Source organism: Buttiauxella ferragutiae (assembly GCF_022637515.1).
Lineage (GTDB): Bacteria > Pseudomonadota > Gammaproteobacteria > Enterobacterales > Enterobacteriaceae > Buttiauxella > Buttiauxella ferragutiae.
Genome location: NZ_CP093332.1, coordinates 392,866 through 411,612, shown reverse-complemented (window position 1 = coordinate 411,612; position 18,747 = coordinate 392,866). Strand labels below are relative to the sequence as shown.

The following is an 18,747-nucleotide window of genomic DNA, read 5'->3' as shown; positions in this document are numbered from 1 at the left end:
GAGTAAGTCAAAAAAAAGTGACTGGCTTAGGCAATCTCTTTAAATTCTGGGATCTGCAATAGCTCTTCTTGCATGATTTCTCGTGCTGCGCGAATGCACTTGCCACACTGGTTACCCACTGGCACAAACTTGCGAAGCTGCTGGAAAGATTGTGGATGAAACTGGCGTACAGCCTGCCGAATTTTTTTATCACTAACACCATTACACAAACAAACGTACATAAGTACTCCCGTTCAAATTACGCGCAAATTGTAAATGAGAATAGTTATGATTACAATAGCACACGCTTGTTTGATGCACGTGATAAGCGGCAAAAAATGCAAAAAAAAAAGAGCGCCTGAGCGCTCTTTTTTCATACAAAGATATCAGCGATTAAGCGATAACTTTAGCAACAACACCAGCGCCTACAGTACGGCCGCCTTCACGGATTGCGAAACGCAGACCGTCGTCCATTGCGATTGGGTGGATCAGGGTAACAACCATTTTGATGTTGTCGCCCGGCATTACCATCTCAACGCCTTCTGGCAGTTCGATGGTGCCAGTCACGTCAGTTGTACGGAAGTAGAACTGTGGACGGTAGCCTTTGAAGAACGGAGTATGACGGCCGCCTTCATCTTTGGACAGAATATAAACTTCAGATTCGAACTGGGTGTGCGGCTTGATTGAGCCTGGCTTAGCCAGTACCTGACCACGTTCGATATCTTCACGTTTAATACCACGCAGCAGAACACCAACGTTCTCACCAGCACGGCCTTCGTCCAGCAGTTTGCGGAACATTTCAACGCCAGTACAGGTTGATTTCACGGTATCTTTGATACCAACGATTTCAACTTCTTCACCAACTTTAACGATACCGCGCTCTACACGACCGGTAACAACTGTACCACGGCCGGAGATGGAGAATACGTCTTCGATTGGCAGCAGGAACGGCTTGTCGATAGCACGTTCTGGTTCTGGGATATAAGTATCCAGGAAGCCAGCCAGTTCGATGATTTTAGCTTCGTAATCTGCGTCGCCTTCCAGTGCTTTCAGCGCTGAACCACGTACGATTGGAGTATCGTCGCCTGGGAAGTCGTACATAGACAGAAGTTCACGAACTTCCATTTCTACCAGTTCCAGCAGCTCTTCATCATCAACCATGTCGCATTTGTTCAGGAACACGATGATGTAAGGAACGCCAACCTGACGACCCAGCAGGATGTGCTCACGAGTCTGTGGCATTGGGCCATCAGTCGCAGCAACAACCAGGATAGCGCCGTCCATCTGAGCAGCACCGGTGATCATGTTTTTAACGTAGTCGGCGTGCCCTGGGCAGTCAACGTGCGCATAGTGGCGAGTCGGGGTGTCATATTCAACGTGGGAAGTGTTGATGGTGATACCACGAGCTTTTTCTTCTGGTGCGTTATCGATCTGGTCGAAAGCACGAGCAGAACCACCGTAGGTTTTAGCCAGAACGGTAGTGATTGCTGCAGTCAGAGTGGTTTTACCATGGTCAACGTGGCCGATAGTACCGACGTTGACGTGCGGTTTTGTACGTTCAAATTTTTCTTTAGACACGGCTATATTCCTTACTGTTGCGCTCTCCCCTCAAGGAGAGAGCACGGGATCAATGTTTTTTAAAACCCGGGGTTTATTTACCGCGAGCTTCGATTACGGCCTGAGCAACGTTGTTTGGCGCGTCATCATACTTCAGGAATTCCATGGAGTAAGATGCACGACCTTTGGTCAGTGAACGCAGTTGAGTTGCGTAACCGAACATTTCAGACAACGGAACTTCAGCGTGAATCTGAACGCCAGTAGCGTTAGATTCTTGACCTTTCAGCTGGCCACGACGACGGCTAAGGTCACCGATAACGTCACCAGTGTTCTCTTCTGGAGTTTCAACTTCAACCTTCATGATAGGCTCAAGCAGAACTGGTTTCGCTTTCTTAAAGCCATCTTTGAAGGCAATAGAAGCGGCCAGTTTAAACGCCAGTTCAGAGGAGTCAACGTCGTGGTAAGAACCGAAGTGCAGACGCACGCCGAGATCTACTACTGGGTAACCCGCCAGAGGACCAGACTTCAGCTGTTCCTGGATGCCTTTATCAACAGCAGGGATGTATTCCGTTGGGATCACACCACCTTTGATGTCGTTGACGAACTCGTAACCTTTCGGATTCGAACCCGGCTCCAGTGGGTACATGTCGATAACAACATGACCGTACTGACCACGACCACCAGACTGCTTAGCGTGTTTACCTTCAACATCGGTAACTTTCGCGCGAATCGCTTCACGGTAAGCAACCTGAGGTTTACCAACGTTAGCTTCAACGTTGAATTCACGTTTCATACGGTCAACGATGATGTCGAGGTGAAGTTCACCCATACCAGCGATAATGGTCTGGTTAGTTTCTTCATCAGTCCATACGCGGAATGATGGATCTTCTTTAGCCAGACGACCCAGAGCCAGACCCATTTTTTCCTGGTCAGCTTTGGTTTTCGGTTCAACAGCGATAGAAATTACCGGTTCAGGGAATTCCATACGCTCCAGAATGATCACATTGTCCTGATCACACAGGGTATCACCGGTAGTCACTTCTTTCAGACCAATAGCTGCAGCGATGTCGCCAGCGCGAACTTCTTTGATCTCTTCACGTTTGTTAGCGTGCATCTGTACGATACGGCCCAGACGCTCACGTGCTGATTTCACCGGGTTGAACACGGTGTCGCCAGAGTTAACCACACCAGAGTAAACGCGGAAGAAGGTCAGGTTACCAACAAACGGGTCAGTTGCGATTTTGAACGCCAGAGCAGCAAACGGCTCGTTGTCGTCAGAGTGACGAACAGCCGGAGTGTCTTTACCGTCGTCCAGCATACCGTTAATCGCAGTAACGTCAGTTGGAGCTGGCAGGTATTCAACAACCGCATCCAGCATCGCCTGAACACCTTTGTTCTTAAATGCAGAACCACAGGTAACCAAGATAATTTCGTTGTTCAGTACGCGCTTACGCAGAGAAGTTTTGATCTCTTCTTCAGTCAGCTCTTCGCCACCAAAGAATTTCTCCATCAGTTCGTCAGAACCTTCAGCAGCGGCTTCAACCAGTTTCTGGCGCCATTCTTCGGCCAGTTCCTGCATATCAGCTGGGATCTCTTCGTATTCGAAGGTCACGCCCTGATCGGCTTCGTTCCAGTTGATGGCTTTCATTTTCACCAGGTCAACAACACCGGTGAATTTCTCTTCCGCGCCGATTGCCAGTTGCAGAGGCACCGGAGTTGCGCCCAGACGTTTTTCAATCTGATCAACAACTTTCAGGAAGTTAGCACCCATACGGTCCATTTTGTTAACGAACGCAATACGTGGAACTTTATATTTGTTTGCCTGACGCCATACGGTCTCAGACTGTGGCTGAACACCACCAACAGCACAGTAAACCATTACCGCACCATCAAGAACACGCATGGAACGTTCAACTTCGATGGTGAAGTCAACGTGCCCTGGGGTATCAATGATGTTGATGTGGTGTGGTTCGAACTGTTTAGCCATACCTGACCAGAAACAGGTGGTCGCAGCGGACGTGATGGTAATACCACGTTCCTGCTCCTGCTCCATCCAGTCCATGGTGGCTGCGCCATCATGAACTTCACCGATTTTGTGGTTTACACCGGTGTAGAACAGAACACGTTCGGTAGTAGTTGTCTTACCGGCGTCGATGTGAGCACTGATACCAATGTTGCGGTAGCGCTCAATGGGTGTTTTACGAGCCATTTGATTCCTCTATATCCTGGGACGTTCATTTAAGTAACCCAAAGCGGGCAGCTTATGTGAAGCGCCCGCTTGGTGACTAACACTCCGAAGGGATTACCAACGGTAGTGTGCGAACGCCTTGTTGGCTTCAGCCATACGGTGAACGTCTTCACGTTTCTTAACTGCAGTACCTTTGTTCTCTGCAGCATCAGAAAGTTCGTTCGCCAGGCGAAGAGCCATGGATTTATCACCGCGTTTACGAGCAGCTTCTACGATCCAACGCATTGCCAGAGCATTACGACGAACCGGACGTACTTCTACTGGAACCTGATAAGTAGAACCACCAACACGGCGGGACTTAACTTCGACAGTCGGACGAACGTTGTCCAGAGCGACTTCGAAAGCTTCCAGTGCTTGTTTACCAGAACGCTGAGCCAGGGTCTCCAGCGCGGTATACACGATAGATTCAGCAGTAGATTTCTTACCATCTACCATCAGAATGTTTACAAATTTGGCCAGCAACTCTGATCCGAACTTAGGATCTGGAAGAATTTTACGTTGACCAATGACGCGACGACGTGGCATGGGAATACTCCGTTGTTAATTCAGGGTTGTCCAAAACTCTATTGAGTTTGACATTTATTTAAAACGTTTGGCCTTACTTAACGGAAACCATTAAGCCTTAGGACGTTTCACGCCATACTTGGAACGAGATTGCTTACGGTCTTTAACGCCGGAGCAGTCAAGTGCACCACGAACGGTGTGGTAACGAACACCTGGCAAGTCTTTTACACGACCACCACGGATCAGGATCACGGAGTGTTCCTGCAGGTTGTGACCTTCACCGCCGATGTAGGAGGTAACTTCAAAACCGTTAGTCAAACGCACACGGCATACTTTACGCAGTGCGGAGTTTGGTTTCTTAGGAGTGGTAGTATATACACGAGTACATACGCCACGTTTCTGCGGGCAGGCTTCCAGCGCAGGCACGTTGCTTTTTGCAACTTTGCGAGCGCGTGGTTTGCGAACCAGCTGATTAACTGTTGCCATTAAATAGCTCCTGGTTTTAGCTTTTGCTTCGTAAACACGTAATAAAACGGCCTCATATAATATGAGGACGCAGAATTTTAGGGCTGAGCCGAAAAGGTGTCAAGAAATATACAACAATCCTGGATTTTACCAGGTAATCTGCTGTTCGTGTTTAACTGTCAATCTGACGAAGTCAGTATAGCTGACCTTGCCTATGCTGGTTGAAATTTGAGCAGTTAAGCCGCGGGCCTCAATATCTTCCTGCAGAGCGTAGATAGAAACGGGGGCAGCGAGCAACAAATCAAGGGCCTTCGTTCCTGAGAGTGCGACAATAACCGCATCCTGAATCAATAACAACTCATCGCCTTGCTTAACGCAGCGCAGCATCGATTCTAGATCCGTATGAAAAGGTGAGTGTTGTAAAATATGCAGCATGTAGCCTCAGAAGGTTAGCACGACATCAAACTGATGAAGCATTTCACCCAGCGAATCCGGTTCTAGCGGTTTTGCATCCAGAACCCACGCATTGTCTGGTGATAATCCCCGCTCACGGATAGAGGCAGCACAGAGATAACACTGTTCAATGTCATATAACGGCAGTACACGAAATGTCGCGATGTAATCCCTGGCAAGAATAAGACCAGGCTGTTGCCCCGGAATCAGCTGCAATATTCCGTCACCAATGAAAAACACCCCGATATCTTCTGTTAGTGCCGATGTTGCCAGCAAGGCATCTAACCCTTCCCGGCCAGCAGAGCTGCCATGGGGGGCTGATTTAAATACAAATGCCACACGCTTCATCAGAATTGCACCGTGCGATCGCATGTCAGCGTTGCTTGTGCCAGCGCCCCAAGACCACTGAGCGTAAAACCTGGCTGCAAGTTATGGTTCGGTAAACCGAGTTGAGTGGCTTGCTCTTCGTCCGTCACGCCACGACGCAGTGCCGCTGCGACACAGATATGCAGTTCAACGCCATGTTGCTGATGCAATTGCTGCCACGCATGCACGACATTGAATTCGTCGCTCGCAGGCGATGTCAGAAGGTTTGCGTTGAGGACACCTTCACGATAGAAAAACACGCTTTCTAACGTATGACCTTGCGCGATGACAGCCTGAGAAAATTGCAACGCACTGCTCGACTGCTGAGTACCGTACGCCGGGCCTGTCACCAGAATAGCAAAACGCATTACTTATCTTGCCCCTGGAAATCACCGTTCTTGAATTGACGGATGTAGAGATAAACCGTGTGCTTAGAAATATTCAAACGGTCAGCAACCTGGTTGATCGCATCTTTAATATCAAAGATACCTTTCTCGTAGAGGTTCAACACAATCTGTCGATTCTTAGCATTGTTGGACACATTGCGATCGGCATTCACTTCTTCAATCGTGAATTCCAGAGCCTGCATAACCAGATCTTCCACAGAAGAAGCAAAGTTAACAGATGAAGCAACTTCCGGCGTTTCCGGCGGAATAAACGTCGACATAATTTGCGAGAACGGCACATCCAGGTTGATGTTGATACACAACAGGCCAATGACACGTTCATCACGATTACGGATGGCGATAGTTTCTGATTTCATCAGAACGCCACTTTTGGCACGCGTAAAATAGCATTTAGAAACGCTACTATCCGCACCGGTCATATCATGCAGCATACGCAATGCGAGATCGGTAATTGGCGAACCAATTTTACGCCCGGTATGTTCACCATTTGCAATACGAATGGCAGAACATTTCAAATCTTGCAGCGAGTGCAATACAATTTCACAATGAGAACCAATCAGCATCGCTAACCCGTCCACAACCGCTTCGTAGGATTTTAATATTTCAAAGTCGGTTTGTTCAAAAGGACGCTGGTCCAGTAAGTCAAGCTCACTGGTTTCATTGGTTAAAAGCGAATTGGACATTTAAAGATACCACCCTCTACAGAGAGCCTGTCGCGCTTAAATGGTGTCAGGGCAGACTCATACTCAGTTGAAACGCCGTCTGCTAAGGTAATACAGCGTCAGATACGCTTTCCAGCTTTTATTATATCTTGCCTCAAATAAAAAACCGCCGCCCCTGAGGGCGGCGGTTAATCATACCTTACTTGCTCTTAGCTGCTTCAGCTTCTGGAGCAGGAGCGGCATCTGGTTTAGCGTCTGCTTTAGCGGCTGGTTTGATATCCAGCAGTTCAACGTCAAATACCAGTGTGGAGTTTGCAGGAATTCCTGGAACGCCAGTTTTACCGTAAGCCAGTTCTGGTGGAATAACCAGTTTGATTTTCCCGCCTTTCTTCAGGTTTTTCAGGCCTTCAGTCCAACCAGGGATAACACCGTCAAGACGGAAAGAGAGTGGCTCACCACGGGTGTAAGAGTTATCAAACTCTTTACCGTCGATCAGCGTGCCTTTGTAGTTCACCACGACAGTGTCGCTATCTTTTGGTGCTTCACCGGTACCGGCTTTGTCGATTTTATACATCAGGCCAGTAGAAGAAGTTTTAACACCTTTCTCTTTTGCGAAAGTATCACGGAAGGCTTTGCCTTTATCCGCATTTTCTTTAGCGTCTTTTTCCATTTTCGCTTGAGCGGAAGATTTCACGCGAGCTTCGAAAGCTTGCAGCGTCTGCTCAATTTCCTGGTCAGACAATTTGCTCTTGTCAGCAAATGCGTCCTGAACACCAGCGATCAACTGGTTTTTATCCAGTGTAATCCCTAGTTTTTCTTGTTCTTTCAGAGAGTTTTCCATGTAACGGCCCAGCGAAGCACCTAATGCGTACGCAGATTTCTGGTCGTCATTCTTGAATGCCGCGTTGCTGGCAGCAGGTGCAGTGGCAGCCGGAGCAGCGGTTGCAGGTGCTGCTTCGGTTGGAGCAGCGAACGCCGGAGCGCTCAGGGCAACGGCCATCGTGGTCGCCAGTAGCGTTACTTTAAACAGTGATTTCATCCATTTCTCCAGGGCCGGGGCCTCAAACCCCAAGGTTATTATCAACTAAGAGATGTACTATAACGTCGTGGAAGAAATCTACACAATCTCTCCGCGTCTTATCGAGACAATTTCAGACTCTTTTTGTTTAAAGAAGTTTCGTCCAGAGCAAAACTGCGCTGTAACATGCCGAATTTTTCAGTAGAATCGCCGGAAATTGTCCATCCGCAAGCAAGGAGAGATTAACCATGCAGCAAAAATCGACCGAACAACGGCTGGAAGAACTTGAGAGTCGTCTCGCTTTTCAGGAGATTACGATAGAAGAGTTAAATCAGACGGTAACGGCGCACGAATTAGAAATGGTCAAACTGCGCGAGCATTTCCGATTGCTGGTTGAAAAGTTAAAAGCTAGCCAACCGTCAATGGTGGCTTCAGAAGCCGAAGAAACTCCACCTCCGCATTACTAGCTATCAGCACAAAAAGAAAAGGCGTGTCAATGACACGCCTTTTTTATCTCTAACGGATTAGTGGCAACCGCAGCCGCCGTTACCGCCACAACCGCCTTTGCCATGTTCGTGATCATGGTCGTGGCCTTGACCACCACAGCAACCACCTTCGTGGTCATGGTCGTGGTGATGATCGTGCTCGCCGTGAACGTGACCATGAGCCAGTTCTTCAGCGGTAGCTTCACGAATAGCGATAACTTCTACGTTGAAGCTCAGGTTCTGGCCTGCCAGCATGTGGTTGCCATCGACAACAACGTGCTCATCTTCAACCGCAGTGATTTCAACAGGTACTGGACCCTGGTCGGTATCAGCCATAAAGCGCATACCTACTTCCAGCTCATCAACACCCATGAACACATCTTTAGGAACGCGTTGAACCAGATTTTCGTCGTACTGACCGTAAGCGTCATTTGCGCCAACGTTCACATCGAAACGATCACCCACTACGTGGCCTTCCAGCGCAGTTTCCAGGCCTGAAATCAGGGAACCGTGACCATGCAGATAGTCCAGCGGCGCACTCACCGGAGACTCATCGACCAACACACCATCTTCTGTACGTACCTGATAGGCCAGGCTGACCACCAGGTCTTTTGCTACTTTCATGATATCTCCTGAGCGAGCATGGGGAAAAAAACTGGCGCCGATTGTAGCGGAATTTAGCGCCGGTGTACCCCTAAGCTTAAAAAAAGCTGGCGCATCTCGCTAGTCCGGATGAAAAATCCCGATGACTTGCTCTTGTTCGCGAACATGCTCGCGTGCTTGCTTATCCGCCTCACGCATTTGGTGACCGCACTTAACACACTCAACAATATCGACATTATTCTCACGCCACATCGCGAGGGAATCCCGCGTCTGGCACTCAGGGCAAACAGCCCCGGCAATAAATCGTTTACGCACCGGCATTAGCTTCACCTTTTTTATTCAAAATCATCCCAACCATCGAACTGGCGACGTTCTTGCTGCATCTCTCGTTCGAAGATCTCTTCTAATTCACGACGTGCTTCACGCACCCTGGAAATTTGTGCGTTATCGGTATGAATCGGCATTAATTCACGCAGCATGCTCATATCCAGACGCCGGAAATGAAGCTGCGCACGATGCGCCTGATGAGGATGCATTCCGAGCGTCATCAGTGCCTTACGCCCCAACTCTAGCGCACTGGAAAATGTCTCGCGTGAAAATTGGCTGACTCCAGCTTGCAACAATTCATGTGCTTCTACACGGCCCCTGGCGCGCGCCAGTATCGCCAGATGTGGAAAGTGTTGTTGACACAAATGCACCACTTTCATTGTGTCTTCCGGCTCATTACAGGTAATCACGATAGATTTTGCTGTCTCGGCACCCGCGGAACGCAGCAATTCAAGTTCGGTGGCATCGCCGTAGTAAACCTTATAGCCATATTTGCGCATCAGACTGACAGAACTGATGTCTCTCTCGAGTACCGTGATGCGCATTTTGTTCGCCATCAGCAAACGTCCAATCACCTGCCCGAAACGCCCGAAGCCCACAATAATGACTTGTGGTTGATCGTCTTCTACGTACGGTTTCTCTTCATTTTCATCATCAACAACATTAAAACGTCGAGCAAGAATAGCATCCACGCCTTTCATCAGTAGCGGCGTGGTCATCATCGAAAGTGTGACGGTCACCAGCAACAGTGGCATTTGGTCACCGCTGAACAGCTTTTGTGATGAAGCCGTAGAGAAAAGTACGAATGCAAACTCCCCGCCCTGACTTAGCACGCCTGAAAACTGTAAGCGCTCGGAACTCCGCAAGCCAAAAAACCACGAAAGGCCATACAACACCCCGGCTTTGACCGCCACCAGCACCAACACACCTAAAACGACCCAGAAGATATGGGTGTAGAGCACGCCAAGATTTAAAGCCATGCCAACGGAGATAAAGAACAACCCCAGCAATAATCCTTTAAAAGGATCAATGGCGATTTCCAGTTCGTGCCGGTATTCACTTTCCGCCAATAACACGCCGGCGATGAACGTCCCAAGCGCCATTGAGAAGCCCAGCGCATCCATAAATAACGCCGACCCCAATACCAGCAGCAATGCCGCGGCAGTAAACACTTCACGCACGCCGGAACCAGCAATAAACCGGAAGACAGGTTTCAGCAGGTAACGTCCGCCAATCAACATGCCAGCGAAAGCCAGCACTTTGAGGCCGATTTTTATCCAGTCCGTATGACCACCGTCATTACCCGCCAACAGCGGTACCAGCGCTATCGCCGGGATCACCGCTAAATCCTGAAACAGCAGTACAGAAAAACCGAGCTGCCCGGACTCATTGCGATTCATGCCTTTGTCGCGCATCAACTGCAACGCCATCGCAGTTGATGACATCGCCAGTCCAATACCGCCAATCACTGCCGCCTGCCAGGAAAACTGCGTCAGCATCAGCAAACCTGCCAACACCACCGCACTGAGCAACACTTGTGCCGCACCCACGCCAACAATAGAGCGCCGGAGTTGCCACAATTTAGCCGGATTCAGCTCCAGCCCGATGATAAACATCAGGAACACCACGCCCAATTCAGAGAAGTGAAGAATTTCATCCACGTCACTGATAAAACCTAAGCCCCACGGCCCAATCGCGATACCCGCCAACAAATAGCCAAGCACCGCGCCAATGCCTAAACGGGCAGCAATGGGCACCGCCACCACCGCGGCAAATAAAAACAACACTCCCGCCATCAATACGTCAGAACCTTCCATTAGCGACCTCCCGGCAATAACGGTGCAGCCAACCACTCGCCATAAGCCTTCGCATGGCTGGCAAGCTCCTGGGGAGACTGACGGCGCGCCCAGTACACAATGATGGGATTCATCCAGTGCATACGGCACATCGCGGCAGTAAGTTCAAAAGGACGCAAAATATCGGTCAGCGGAAAGCGATTAAAACCGTCATGCCGATAGGCGCCTTCCGGCTCTCCGGTGGTAATCACACTACGCCAATACTTTCCCTCCAGAGCATTCCCTCCGACACCGCTGGCAAAACCACGGCTCAACACACGGTCCAGCCACTCTTTGAGTAACGCCGGGCAGCTATAGGTATAAAGGGGATGCTGGAAGACGATGACATCATGCTCTTGCAACAATGCCTGCTCATGATAGATATCGATAAAAAAATCAGGATAGTGCGCATAAAGGTCATGCACTGTGACATTAGCGAGCTTCTGCGCCGGCTGGAGTAGGACGCGGTTTGCGACCGAGTCTTGTGACTCCGGATGGGCATATAGCAGCAAAACTTTCGGCGGCTGCAACATCATTACCCTCCAGGGCGTCGTCATAGTCTTTATTTTGGGCTACCATGCAGCCCGACGCGAAGGCTGAAGCTTCACGTTACCTAAATATAATGACAATTTAACATACTCTGAACATACGGCGCTTTATGATTGTTTTCTCCTCGTTACAAATTCGTCGCGGTACCCGCGTTCTGCTGGATAACGCCACCGCTACCATCAATCCGGGCCAAAAAGTGGGTCTGGTGGGTAAAAACGGCTGCGGCAAATCCACGCTGCTGGCGCTGCTGAAGAACGAGATCAGCGCCGATGGCGGAAGTATGACCTTTCCAGGCAACTGGGCATTAGCCTGGGTAAACCAGGAAACCCCGGCGCTGGCCATGCCCGCCATTGAATATGTTATTGATGGCGACCGTGAATTCCGCCAGCTTGAAGCCGAACTGGCAAAAGCCAATGAACGCAATGACGGTCATGCTATCGCTCTGGTTCACGGTAAACTGGATTCAGTTGACGCCTGGACCATTCGCTCTCGTGCTTCCAGCCTGCTGCATGGTTTAGGCTTCAGCAATGAACAACTCGAACGCCCGGTCAGCGACTTTTCCGGTGGCTGGCGTATGCGCCTCAACCTGGCACAGGCGCTGATTTGCCGTTCTGATTTGCTGCTGCTCGATGAACCAACCAACCACCTGGACTTAGACGCCGTTATCTGGCTCGAACGCTGGTTGAAAAGCTATCAGGGCACCTTGATTCTGATTTCCCACGACCGCGACTTCCTTGATCCGGTGGTCAGTAAAATCATTCATATCGAGCAGGAATCGATGTTTGAATACACCGGTAACTACTCGTCGTTTGAAGGCCAGCGTGCGACACGCCTTGCTCAGCAACAGTCGATGTATGAAAGCCAGCAGGAGCGTGTCGCGCATTTGCAAAGCTTTATCGACCGCTTTAAAGCCAAAGCTAGTAAAGCAAAGCAGGCCCAAAGCCGCGTGAAGATGCTTGAGCGCATGGAATTGATTGCGCCAGCGCACGTCGACAACCCATTCCATTTCAGTTTCCGTGCTCCTGAAAGCTTGCCAAACCCACTGCTGCGCATGGAAAAAGTCAGCGCCGGTTATGGCGACCGCGTGATCCTTGATTCCATCAAGCTGAACCTGGTTCCAGGCTCGCGCATCGGTCTGCTTGGCCGTAACGGCGCAGGTAAATCGACGCTTATCAAACTACTGGCGGAAGAAATTCAACCATTGCAGGGTGATATTGGTCTGGCTAAAGGCATCAAGCTGGGTTACTTCGCGCAGCATCAGCTCGAATACTTACGCGCTGACGAATCACCATTGCAGCACCTGGCGCGTATTGCACCGAAAGAGCTGGAGCAAGGGTTGCGGGACTACCTCGGCGGTTTTGGCTTCCGTGGCGATAAGGTCACCGAACATACGGCACGTTTCTCAGGCGGTGAAAAAGCACGTCTGGTTCTGGCGCTCGTCGTCTGGCAGCGCCCTAACCTGCTGCTGCTTGATGAACCGACCAACCACCTTGATCTCGACATGCGTCAGGCGCTAACCGAAGCATTGATTGATTTCGAAGGCGCGCTGGTCGTTGTGTCGCACGACCGCCACTTACTGCGCTCGACCACTGACGATTTGTATCTGGTTCACGACGGTAAAGTCGAAGCGTTTGATGGCGATCTGGAAGACTACCAACAGTGGCTTATTGACCTGCAAAAGCAGGAAAACCAGCCGTTGGATTCGGCAAAAGATAACGTCAACAGTGCGCAGGCGCGTAAAGACCAAAAGCGCCGTGATGCCGAGTTACGTACCCTGACTCAACCACTGCGCAAGCAAATCACCACGCTTGAAAAGCAAATGGAAAAGTTAAATGCGCAGCTTGCAGCAGTAGAAGAGAAGCTGGCTGATAGCGCCATTTACGACCAAAGTCGTAAAGCGGAAATGACCGAATGCCTGCAAACTCAGGTGAAGGTGAAAGCGGCGCTAGAAGAGTGTGAGATGGAATGGCTGGATGCGCATGACCAGTTAGAACAGATGATGCAGGCTGAATAAAATCAATGGGGGAAGAAATTCCCCCATTAGCGAATTATACCCTCACAAAGCCGCCACCAGCCGTTGACGAATGGTTTCCAGGTGGTCGGTATTATAAAGTTTGCCATCAAGGAAGCGGGTTTTTAGCTCTCCTTCCTGCTCCTGCTGCCAGGTTTGCTCATCGTGAAGCTGGAAATCTCCCGCCTCATCGCGCACCACTTGCAACAACCCTCTGGCCGAACGCTTAAGGCCGTTATCGGTTTTCGGCTCTTTGAAGATAACCCTTCCGACTCCGTTCACCTCGCCATAAGTGGCCTTCATCGCAAACCCGAAAGTGTCACGCGTGTGGTATTGGTAGGTAAAAGACCCAACGCCAAACACCACATTCGAGCTGGCAAAACCTTTCGCTTCCAGGCGGCGCAGAATTTCTTCTGCTCGCTCAAGCGTAATGGAATCGCCATAGATCAGCCCGACATGCGGATCTAACACCTTGTAGCCTTTCTCGTTGATGGTGCCGCCAAAAATCTCCCACAACACTTCTACCGACCCTTTTTCCTGCGCGGTGCGTTCAGGGGAATTATCTGCCCCCGTACCGCAGAGTATATCCACCGGGTCGCCGCTGTCCGGGCGAAACACCACGCGCCCCTGACGCGACATAATTAACGGCTTAAGCTCCCTGGTGTATTCCGTCAACACCTGCCAGTAATCCCAGGTATCAGAAACTATCGACACAAATCCCTGTGGATATAAGTCAGCAATCAGGCGGCGAAAAGTTTCGATTTCATGATTTTTCTCGCCCATGCACATCACGCTGTGTTCCGTTGCCGGAATACTTGCCGCGATAAAATAGTCCTGGCTGTCGGTGTAGTGCTGCCGGGCATAGAGAATGGCAGGAATGCTGTCCGTGCCTTTGAAACTCAAAAGATGGCCACAGCCGGATTGCGCCGCATCATGTAAACCCGACATGCCGCGAAACGCAAAATCATGGCACTGGAAATCAAGATGGCTAAGATCGCTACAGGTCCGTTCCGCCCAACGCTGGCAAATTTTGCGGTAATGATGGGCGATAGTGGCGCAGGTGGAGGATTTCCATAGTTCAGCAGAGAGCACGGTTTCAAGATAATTCACCAGCCAGAAAAATTCGTCTCGGGTATTGGTGATAGTCAGGACCGGAATTTTCATGCCGACTTTGCTGCCTTCATCTAATCCCTTGATATGCAAAGGCAGGTATCCCAGGCGATGCAATGCGCGGATCGGTTCAATCGCCACACTGTCTTTACCGATATAGCTGTCCATGAGTTGCTTGTATTCAGCAACCACCTGCTCCTCAGGCGCGGCGAAAAACTTTTCATTAAACAGATCCACCATAAACCACTGCAAAAAACCCTGAAGCCCGAAAAACACCAGTTTGCCGTCGTCTACCGGAGAATGAAAATAGTGGTCGCTGCGCGGGGTAAAGTTTGAGTAAACCTTTGTTGTCCCCAGCGGATATTGTTCACGATGCGAAACCTTGTAGCCATCAATCGCCAGAATAGGGTTCATTAACATGATTTCATCTCCTGTGCCTGGAAGAGTGGCGCAATATCAATAAGTTCAACGCCTTGTTGCGCAGCCTCTGCGGGCGCAATGGATGTCGTCGTGTAGATTTTGTCGATCCCCTGATTCAGAAGATGTGCCACTCCTTTTGAAAAAAGACCGTGCGTCACATACAAACCGACACTCCGTGCGCCAGCCTTGCGCAGCACTTCGGCTGACCCTATAAATGTTCCTCCTGCGTCGCAAAGATCGTCGGCAATCAGCACGTCTTTCCCTGCCACATCGCCTGCAACTAATGCAAAACCGGTTAGCACGCCGCTTGCCACATCGCGCTGCTTGGTCAGGATACCGAAGGTGCTCGCCCCGGTAGCCTGAGCCACCAGATGGATTTTTTTCAATGCGCCCGCGTCCGGGGCAATCAGCATTAACCGCCCTTCGCGTAATGCGCTAACCAGAGCGTTGCTCCCCTGTAGACAGACTTCCTGCGGGATAGCCACCAGATTATTAATGGCAGCAGCGGCAGCTTCGCTGTGAGGGTCAAGGACAAACACTTTGTCGAAACCGAGGGTATTGAGCTGCATGGCAAACACTTTAAGCGCAAAACTATCTCCGGCTTGCATATGCCGATCCTGTCGGGCATAAGGCAGCCAGGGAAGTTCAAGGTGGCTGAAACGCACATCGCAAGCATGGCGAATCGCCTCCACCAACTGCGCCAACAGCATAAAATCATCCATGTTTTTCATTGCGCAGGCGCGAATCCGCATCAACTCTACACGTTTAGGTAACGTACCCTGCACCTTCAACCAGACCGCACCATCAGGAAACACACCGCTGTTAATTTCCGGGGTGATGCCATCCAGAGAAACCTCAAGTTTTATCGCCATAATGTCGTGTCCTTCCTCTTTATTTCGATTATTGTCCTTGTGACACATTTAATATTGTCCATAAGACAATATTAAGCAAGCACTATTTTTTGCCGATCCTGGTTGATAAAGGTTGTCAGTGGCGATGGACATCCGTAAATTTGTCCTAACGACAGTTTTAAGCGTACATATCGTTATGCGTTCTGAAGAAAGATACCTGAAAGATTATGATGCCTCGCGCTTCGCCTCTCCGATTGTCACTGTCGATAACGTATTGTTTTCGCTGGATAACAATGAACTAAGCGTATTATTGGTTAAACGAGCTAATCACCCTTACCAGGGGGCCTGGGGGCTGCCCGGTGGGTTTATTGATATGACCCTGGATGAGTCCACGCGTGATACCGCCTTACGCAAACTGGTTGAAAAAACGGGCGTCATTCCCCCGTGGCTCGAACAACTGGAAACCTTCTCTGGCAAGTATCGTGATCCACGCGGCTGGAGCCTGACGACGGCCTGGTTCGCCCTGATCGCCAGAACCGATTGCCAGCCACATATTGAAAGCGTCAGCGATGCGAAATGGTTACCGACTCACCAACTGACGCAGCAGACTCTGGCCTTTGATCACGGTGAGATTATTACCCATGCACTAAACCGGCTACGGCAAAAAACGCGCTATTCACTATTGCCGGTCTATTGCCTGGCAGAAGAGTTCACGCTCACGCAATTGCAGGAAGCGACAGAAATTATTCTCGGGCAGGCGATACAGCGCAAAAGCCTGATTCGCCGCTTTGAGGCGTCAGGCATGTTTGAAGATACAGGGAAAAGTAAGGCGACTGGGGCGCGTAAAGCGCGGCTTTATCGGAGAAAAGAAGGAGTGGATATCCATCTTTTCTCACGTAACTTGCTCAATGATACTGCCGGGTAGCGGCATCAATGCCAAATCAGCAACACACATGCCGCAGTCAGCAATCCCATAAAGACATTAAAGATTGTCCAGGCACGGCGGCTACGAAGTAGCTTGCCAATCATGCTGCCAAACGCAATCCAGATGATGCCAGCAACGATGTTGACCAGCGCGATACCGATGCTGATTAACACCACAGAGTGCAGGTACTGAGCACCCGCAAGGCTAAAACTTGCGACTGCACCTAGCGCCATCAACCACGCTTTCGGGTTGATAACCTGTAATAAACCACCCTGCCAGAATGGGATAGGTGACGGCGGCGGCGCATCGGTTTCCAGCGTTTCATAAGTCGCGGTGCCGATTTTCCATGCCAGCCATAACAGGTAAGCACTCCCGGCAATCTTCAGGATGAGGTGCAAAGCAGGATACAATAGGATTAAGCTACCGACGCCAAAAGCCACCAGCAACAAAATGCACTGCATCCCCAACATGATACCTATCATCAAAGGGAGGGTTCGCATAAAGCCGTAGTTGGCGCCGGAAGAAGTCAGCAACATATTGTTTGGGCCGGGTGTAATCGCCGCGACCCACAAAAAACCAAGCATTGAGAAGAAAAGCGTTTCCATGAAATGGGTGATCCGCACCCGGTAAGTTAATTAGCAAACTAAATGAAACTAACAGTGTGATATGGCCACGACAAGTCCCGCAGCATTGAATTTTAATCACGTAGACGATGAACAATTTCGTCCGTTAAAGGGTGTCAGTAATCCGCACCTGCAAACCATGCTCCCACGCTTAATTCGCCGCCGCCTCAATTTCAAACCTCACTGGCAGCGTCTGGATATGCCGGATGGGGATTTTGTTGATCTTGCATGGAGTGAAGACCCACGCCAGGCAACGCATAAACCACGGTTAGTCGTTTTTCATGGTCTTGAAGGAAGCCTGCACAGCCCGTATGCACATGGGTTAATTGATGCCGCGCGTAAGCAAGGCTGGTTGGGTGTGGTGATGCACTTCCGTGGCTGTAGCGGCGTGCCGAATCGCATGAAACGCATCTATCACTCCGGCGAAACCGAAGATGGCAGCTATTTCCTCAACTGGCTCTCTACACGTTACGGTAAAGCCCCCACGGCGGCGGTCGGGTTTTCTCTCGGCGGTAACATGCTCGCCTGTTTAATGGCAAAACAAGGCGCAGATTGTACGCTACAGGCAGGTGTAGTGGTTTCTGCCCCGCTAATGCTTGAGCATTGTAGCAAGCATATCGAGAAAGGTTTCTCGCGCGTTTACCAACATTATCTGTTGAATCTGCTGAAGAAAAATGCGGCACGTAAGCTCAGAAGCTATCCAGGCACACTCCCGGTAGATATGCGCCAGCTTAAAGGAGTGCGTCGTCTGCGTGAGTTTGACGATTTGATCACCTCGAAGATTCATGGCTTTGCAGATGCTATCGACTACTATCGTCAATGCAGCGCCATGCCGTTGCTGCCGCAAATCAAAACGCCGACGTTAATCATTCACGCTAAAGATGACCCGTTTATGGATCACCATGTGATCCCCGACACAGCGATACTGCCTGCCAATATTGAGTATCAACTGACGCGCTATGGTGGGCATGTTGGATTTGTTGGTGGCACGCTACGGCGTCCGGAAATGTGGCTCGAGCAACGCATCCCGCAGTGGTTGTCTAAATTTTTGGACCCGTCATTATGATGATTCCCTGGCAAGATCTCCCCCCCGAAACGCTTGATAATCTGATTGAATCCTTTGTATTACGTGAAGGTACCGATTATGGTGAACAAGAGCGTTCGCTGGAGCAAAAAGTGGCCGATGTTAAGCGCCAGCTACAAAGTGGCGAGGCTGTGCTGGTATGGTCGGAGCTTCACGAAACGGTGAATATCATGGCTCGCGGGCAGCTTCGCGGCTAAGCGTTTATTCTATACTGCATAGTAAAACCACACTCACCCCGGCCCTATCCCTGAGGGAGAAGGGGAAG

Annotated in this window: 22 protein-coding genes; 5 read left to right on the top strand and 17 right to left on the bottom strand. The window is 50.2% G+C overall.

Annotated features, from left to right (window positions below):
- Positions 1 to 26: 26 nt before the first annotated feature.
- From bfd to fkpA, 10 genes are all read right to left on the bottom strand, one after another.
- Positions 27 to 221 (bottom strand): bacterioferritin-associated ferredoxin, encoded by a 195-nt coding sequence (gene bfd, locus MNO13_RS01810; RefSeq protein WP_034461786.1) that lies wholly within the window; start codon positions 219 to 221, stop codon positions 27 to 29.
- A gap of 151 nt (positions 222 to 372) precedes the next feature.
- Positions 373 to 1,557 carry an elongation factor Tu gene (gene tuf / locus MNO13_RS01805; protein ID WP_121814555.1) on the bottom strand — a complete coding sequence of 395 codons (1,185 nt, stop codon included), beginning with the start codon at positions 1,555 to 1,557 and terminating at the stop codon, positions 373 to 375.
- 73 nt (positions 1,558 to 1,630) lie between these two features.
- Positions 1,631 to 3,745, bottom strand: coding sequence for an elongation factor G (gene fusA / locus MNO13_RS01800; RefSeq protein ID WP_034499038.1), 2,115 nt, complete (start codon positions 3,743 to 3,745; stop codon positions 1,631 to 1,633).
- Between the two features lie 93 nt (positions 3,746 to 3,838).
- A complete protein-coding gene (gene rpsG / locus MNO13_RS01795; protein WP_034499040.1) occupies positions 3,839 to 4,309 on the bottom strand; it encodes a 30S ribosomal protein S7 in 471 nt (156 codons plus the stop codon).
- A gap of 90 nt (positions 4,310 to 4,399) precedes the next feature.
- Positions 4,400 to 4,774, bottom strand: coding sequence for a 30S ribosomal protein S12 (gene rpsL, locus MNO13_RS01790; protein ID WP_003023654.1), 375 nt, complete (start codon positions 4,772 to 4,774; stop codon positions 4,400 to 4,402).
- A gap of 126 nt (positions 4,775 to 4,900) precedes the next feature.
- Positions 4,901 to 5,188 carry a sulfurtransferase complex subunit TusB gene (gene tusB / locus MNO13_RS01785; RefSeq protein WP_241939475.1) on the bottom strand — a complete coding sequence of 96 codons (288 nt, stop codon included), beginning with the start codon at positions 5,186 to 5,188 and terminating at the stop codon, positions 4,901 to 4,903.
- 6 nt (positions 5,189 to 5,194) lie between these two features.
- Positions 5,195 to 5,554, bottom strand: coding sequence for a sulfurtransferase complex subunit TusC (tusC, locus tag MNO13_RS01780; RefSeq protein WP_064542957.1), 360 nt, complete (start codon positions 5,552 to 5,554; stop codon positions 5,195 to 5,197).
- Positions 5,554 to 5,940: a sulfurtransferase complex subunit TusD gene (gene tusD, locus MNO13_RS01775; RefSeq protein ID WP_064542954.1), complete on the bottom strand. Its 387-nt coding sequence runs from the start codon at positions 5,938 to 5,940 to the stop codon at positions 5,554 to 5,556. Before tusD ends, tusC begins: the two co-directional genes overlap by 1 nt.
- Positions 5,940 to 6,662: a helix-turn-helix transcriptional regulator gene (locus MNO13_RS01770; protein ID WP_034460202.1), complete on the bottom strand. Its 723-nt coding sequence runs from the start codon at positions 6,660 to 6,662 to the stop codon at positions 5,940 to 5,942. Before MNO13_RS01770 ends, tusD begins: the two co-directional genes overlap by 1 nt.
- Positions 6,663 to 6,840: 178 nt before the next feature.
- Entirely contained in the window at positions 6,841 to 7,680 is an 840-nt protein-coding gene (gene fkpA, locus MNO13_RS01765; RefSeq protein ID WP_133522086.1) for an FKBP-type peptidyl-prolyl cis-trans isomerase, read from the bottom strand.
- A gap of 227 nt (positions 7,681 to 7,907) precedes the next feature.
- On the opposite strand from fkpA, the gene MNO13_RS01760 reads away from it, so the two are divergent.
- Positions 7,908 to 8,126, top strand: coding sequence for a protein SlyX (locus MNO13_RS01760; RefSeq protein ID WP_034460204.1), 219 nt, complete (start codon positions 7,908 to 7,910; stop codon positions 8,124 to 8,126).
- Positions 8,127 to 8,183: 57 nt separating this feature from the next.
- Here MNO13_RS01760 and slyD read toward each other — a convergent pair whose 3' ends face one another.
- The 4 genes from slyD to kefG form a co-directional block, all read right to left on the bottom strand.
- The gene (slyD, locus tag MNO13_RS01755; protein WP_064542948.1) at positions 8,184 to 8,768 is read right to left on the bottom strand and encodes a peptidylprolyl isomerase; all 585 of its coding nucleotides are present in this window, start codon (positions 8,766 to 8,768) and stop codon (positions 8,184 to 8,186) included.
- A 99-nt stretch (positions 8,769 to 8,867) separates the two neighbouring features.
- Positions 8,868 to 9,068 carry a YheV family putative zinc ribbon protein gene (locus tag MNO13_RS01750; RefSeq protein ID WP_064542946.1) on the bottom strand — a complete coding sequence of 67 codons (201 nt, stop codon included), beginning with the start codon at positions 9,066 to 9,068 and terminating at the stop codon, positions 8,868 to 8,870.
- A 14-nt stretch (positions 9,069 to 9,082) separates the two neighbouring features.
- Complete coding sequence (kefB, locus tag MNO13_RS01745; protein ID WP_241939474.1) at positions 9,083 to 10,891, bottom strand: glutathione-regulated potassium-efflux system protein KefB; 1,809 nt, start codon at positions 10,889 to 10,891, stop codon at positions 9,083 to 9,085.
- The gene (kefG, locus tag MNO13_RS01740) at positions 10,891 to 11,445 is read right to left on the bottom strand and encodes a glutathione-regulated potassium-efflux system ancillary protein KefG (RefSeq protein WP_074388511.1); all 555 of its coding nucleotides are present in this window, start codon (positions 11,443 to 11,445) and stop codon (positions 10,891 to 10,893) included. The genes kefB and kefG overlap by 1 nt, the downstream gene beginning before the upstream one ends.
- A gap of 122 nt (positions 11,446 to 11,567) precedes the next feature.
- Here kefG and MNO13_RS01735 point away from each other — a divergent pair, with 122 nt between their 5' ends.
- Complete coding sequence (locus MNO13_RS01735) at positions 11,568 to 13,472, top strand: ABC transporter ATP-binding protein (RefSeq protein ID WP_064542935.1); 1,905 nt, start codon at positions 11,568 to 11,570, stop codon at positions 13,470 to 13,472.
- A gap of 42 nt (positions 13,473 to 13,514) precedes the next feature.
- Here MNO13_RS01735 and MNO13_RS01730 read toward each other — a convergent pair whose 3' ends face one another.
- Both MNO13_RS01730 and prs read right to left on the bottom strand, forming a co-directional pair.
- Positions 13,515 to 14,999 carry a nicotinate phosphoribosyltransferase gene (locus MNO13_RS01730; RefSeq protein ID WP_064542932.1) on the bottom strand — a complete coding sequence of 495 codons (1,485 nt, stop codon included), beginning with the start codon at positions 14,997 to 14,999 and terminating at the stop codon, positions 13,515 to 13,517.
- Positions 14,993 to 15,871, bottom strand: a complete 879-nt coding sequence (prs, locus tag MNO13_RS01725; protein ID WP_133522088.1) for a ribose-phosphate diphosphokinase — start codon at positions 15,869 to 15,871, stop codon at positions 14,993 to 14,995. The genes MNO13_RS01730 and prs overlap by 7 nt, the downstream gene beginning before the upstream one ends.
- A 175-nt stretch (positions 15,872 to 16,046) precedes the next feature.
- On the opposite strand from prs, the gene MNO13_RS01720 reads away from it, so the two are divergent.
- Positions 16,047 to 16,775, top strand: coding sequence for an NUDIX hydrolase (locus MNO13_RS01720; protein WP_241940106.1), 729 nt, complete (start codon positions 16,047 to 16,049; stop codon positions 16,773 to 16,775).
- 5 nt (positions 16,776 to 16,780) lie between these two features.
- On the opposite strand, the gene MNO13_RS01715 is transcribed toward MNO13_RS01720, so the two are convergent.
- On the bottom strand, positions 16,781 to 17,380 hold the full coding sequence (locus MNO13_RS01715) for a LysE family translocator (RefSeq protein WP_064542926.1): 600 nt from the start codon (positions 17,378 to 17,380) through the stop codon (positions 16,781 to 16,783).
- 61 nt (positions 17,381 to 17,441) lie between these two features.
- Here MNO13_RS01715 and MNO13_RS01710 point away from each other — a divergent pair, with 61 nt between their 5' ends.
- Positions 17,442 to 18,464 (top strand): hydrolase, encoded by a 1,023-nt coding sequence (locus tag MNO13_RS01710; RefSeq protein WP_121814771.1) that lies wholly within the window; start codon positions 17,442 to 17,444, stop codon positions 18,462 to 18,464.
- Positions 18,461 to 18,679, top strand: a complete 219-nt coding sequence (locus MNO13_RS01705) for a YheU family protein (protein ID WP_064542920.1) — start codon at positions 18,461 to 18,463, stop codon at positions 18,677 to 18,679. Before MNO13_RS01710 ends, MNO13_RS01705 begins: the two co-directional genes overlap by 4 nt.
- Positions 18,680 to 18,747 lie beyond the last annotated feature (68 nt).

Bases quoted from the DNA above. Each gene is read 5' to 3' on its own strand.
- MNO13_RS01705 (WP_064542920.1), top strand. From the start codon at position 18,461: ATGATGATTCCCTGGCAAGATCTCCCCCCCGAAACGCTTGATAATCTG.
- MNO13_RS01710 (WP_121814771.1), top strand. From the start codon at position 17,442: ATGGCCACGACAAGTCCCGCAGCATTGAATTTTAATCACGTAGACGAT.
- kefG (WP_074388511.1), bottom strand. From the start codon at position 11,445: ATGATGTTGCAGCCGCCGAAAGTTTTGCTGCTATATGCCCATCCGGAG.
- MNO13_RS01750 (WP_064542946.1), bottom strand. From the start codon at position 9,068: ATGCCGGTGCGTAAACGATTTATTGCCGGGGCTGTTTGCCCTGAGTGC.
- MNO13_RS01720 (WP_241940106.1), top strand. From the start codon at position 16,047: ATGCGTTCTGAAGAAAGATACCTGAAAGATTATGATGCCTCGCGCTTC.
- MNO13_RS01715 (WP_064542926.1), bottom strand. From the start codon at position 17,380: ATGGAAACGCTTTTCTTCTCAATGCTTGGTTTTTTGTGGGTCGCGGCG.
- tusB (WP_241939475.1), bottom strand. From the start codon at position 5,188: ATGCTGCATATTTTACAACACTCACCTTTTCATACGGATCTAGAATCG.
- fkpA (WP_133522086.1), bottom strand. From the start codon at position 7,680: ATGAAATCACTGTTTAAAGTAACGCTACTGGCGACCACGATGGCCGTT.
- tusC (WP_064542957.1), bottom strand. From the start codon at position 5,554: ATGAAGCGTGTGGCATTTGTATTTAAATCAGCCCCCCATGGCAGCTCT.
- prs (WP_133522088.1), bottom strand. From the start codon at position 15,871: ATGGCGATAAAACTTGAGGTTTCTCTGGATGGCATCACCCCGGAAATT.
- tusD (WP_064542954.1), bottom strand. From the start codon at position 5,940: ATGCGTTTTGCTATTCTGGTGACAGGCCCGGCGTACGGTACTCAGCAG.
- MNO13_RS01760 (WP_034460204.1), top strand. From the start codon at position 7,908: ATGCAGCAAAAATCGACCGAACAACGGCTGGAAGAACTTGAGAGTCGT.
- rpsG (WP_034499040.1), bottom strand. From the start codon at position 4,309: ATGCCACGTCGTCGCGTCATTGGTCAACGTAAAATTCTTCCAGATCCT.
- slyD (WP_064542948.1), bottom strand. From the start codon at position 8,768: ATGAAAGTAGCAAAAGACCTGGTGGTCAGCCTGGCCTATCAGGTACGT.
- kefB (WP_241939474.1), bottom strand. From the start codon at position 10,891: ATGGAAGGTTCTGACGTATTGATGGCGGGAGTGTTGTTTTTATTTGCC.
- bfd (WP_034461786.1), bottom strand. From the start codon at position 221: ATGTACGTTTGTTTGTGTAATGGTGTTAGTGATAAAAAAATTCGGCAG.
- MNO13_RS01770 (WP_034460202.1), bottom strand. From the start codon at position 6,662: ATGTCCAATTCGCTTTTAACCAATGAAACCAGTGAGCTTGACTTACTG.
- rpsL (WP_003023654.1), bottom strand. From the start codon at position 4,774: ATGGCAACAGTTAATCAGCTGGTTCGCAAACCACGCGCTCGCAAAGTT.
- fusA (WP_034499038.1), bottom strand. From the start codon at position 3,745: ATGGCTCGTAAAACACCCATTGAGCGCTACCGCAACATTGGTATCAGT.
- MNO13_RS01730 (WP_064542932.1), bottom strand. From the start codon at position 14,999: ATGTTAATGAACCCTATTCTGGCGATTGATGGCTACAAGGTTTCGCAT.
- MNO13_RS01735 (WP_064542935.1), top strand. From the start codon at position 11,568: ATGATTGTTTTCTCCTCGTTACAAATTCGTCGCGGTACCCGCGTTCTG.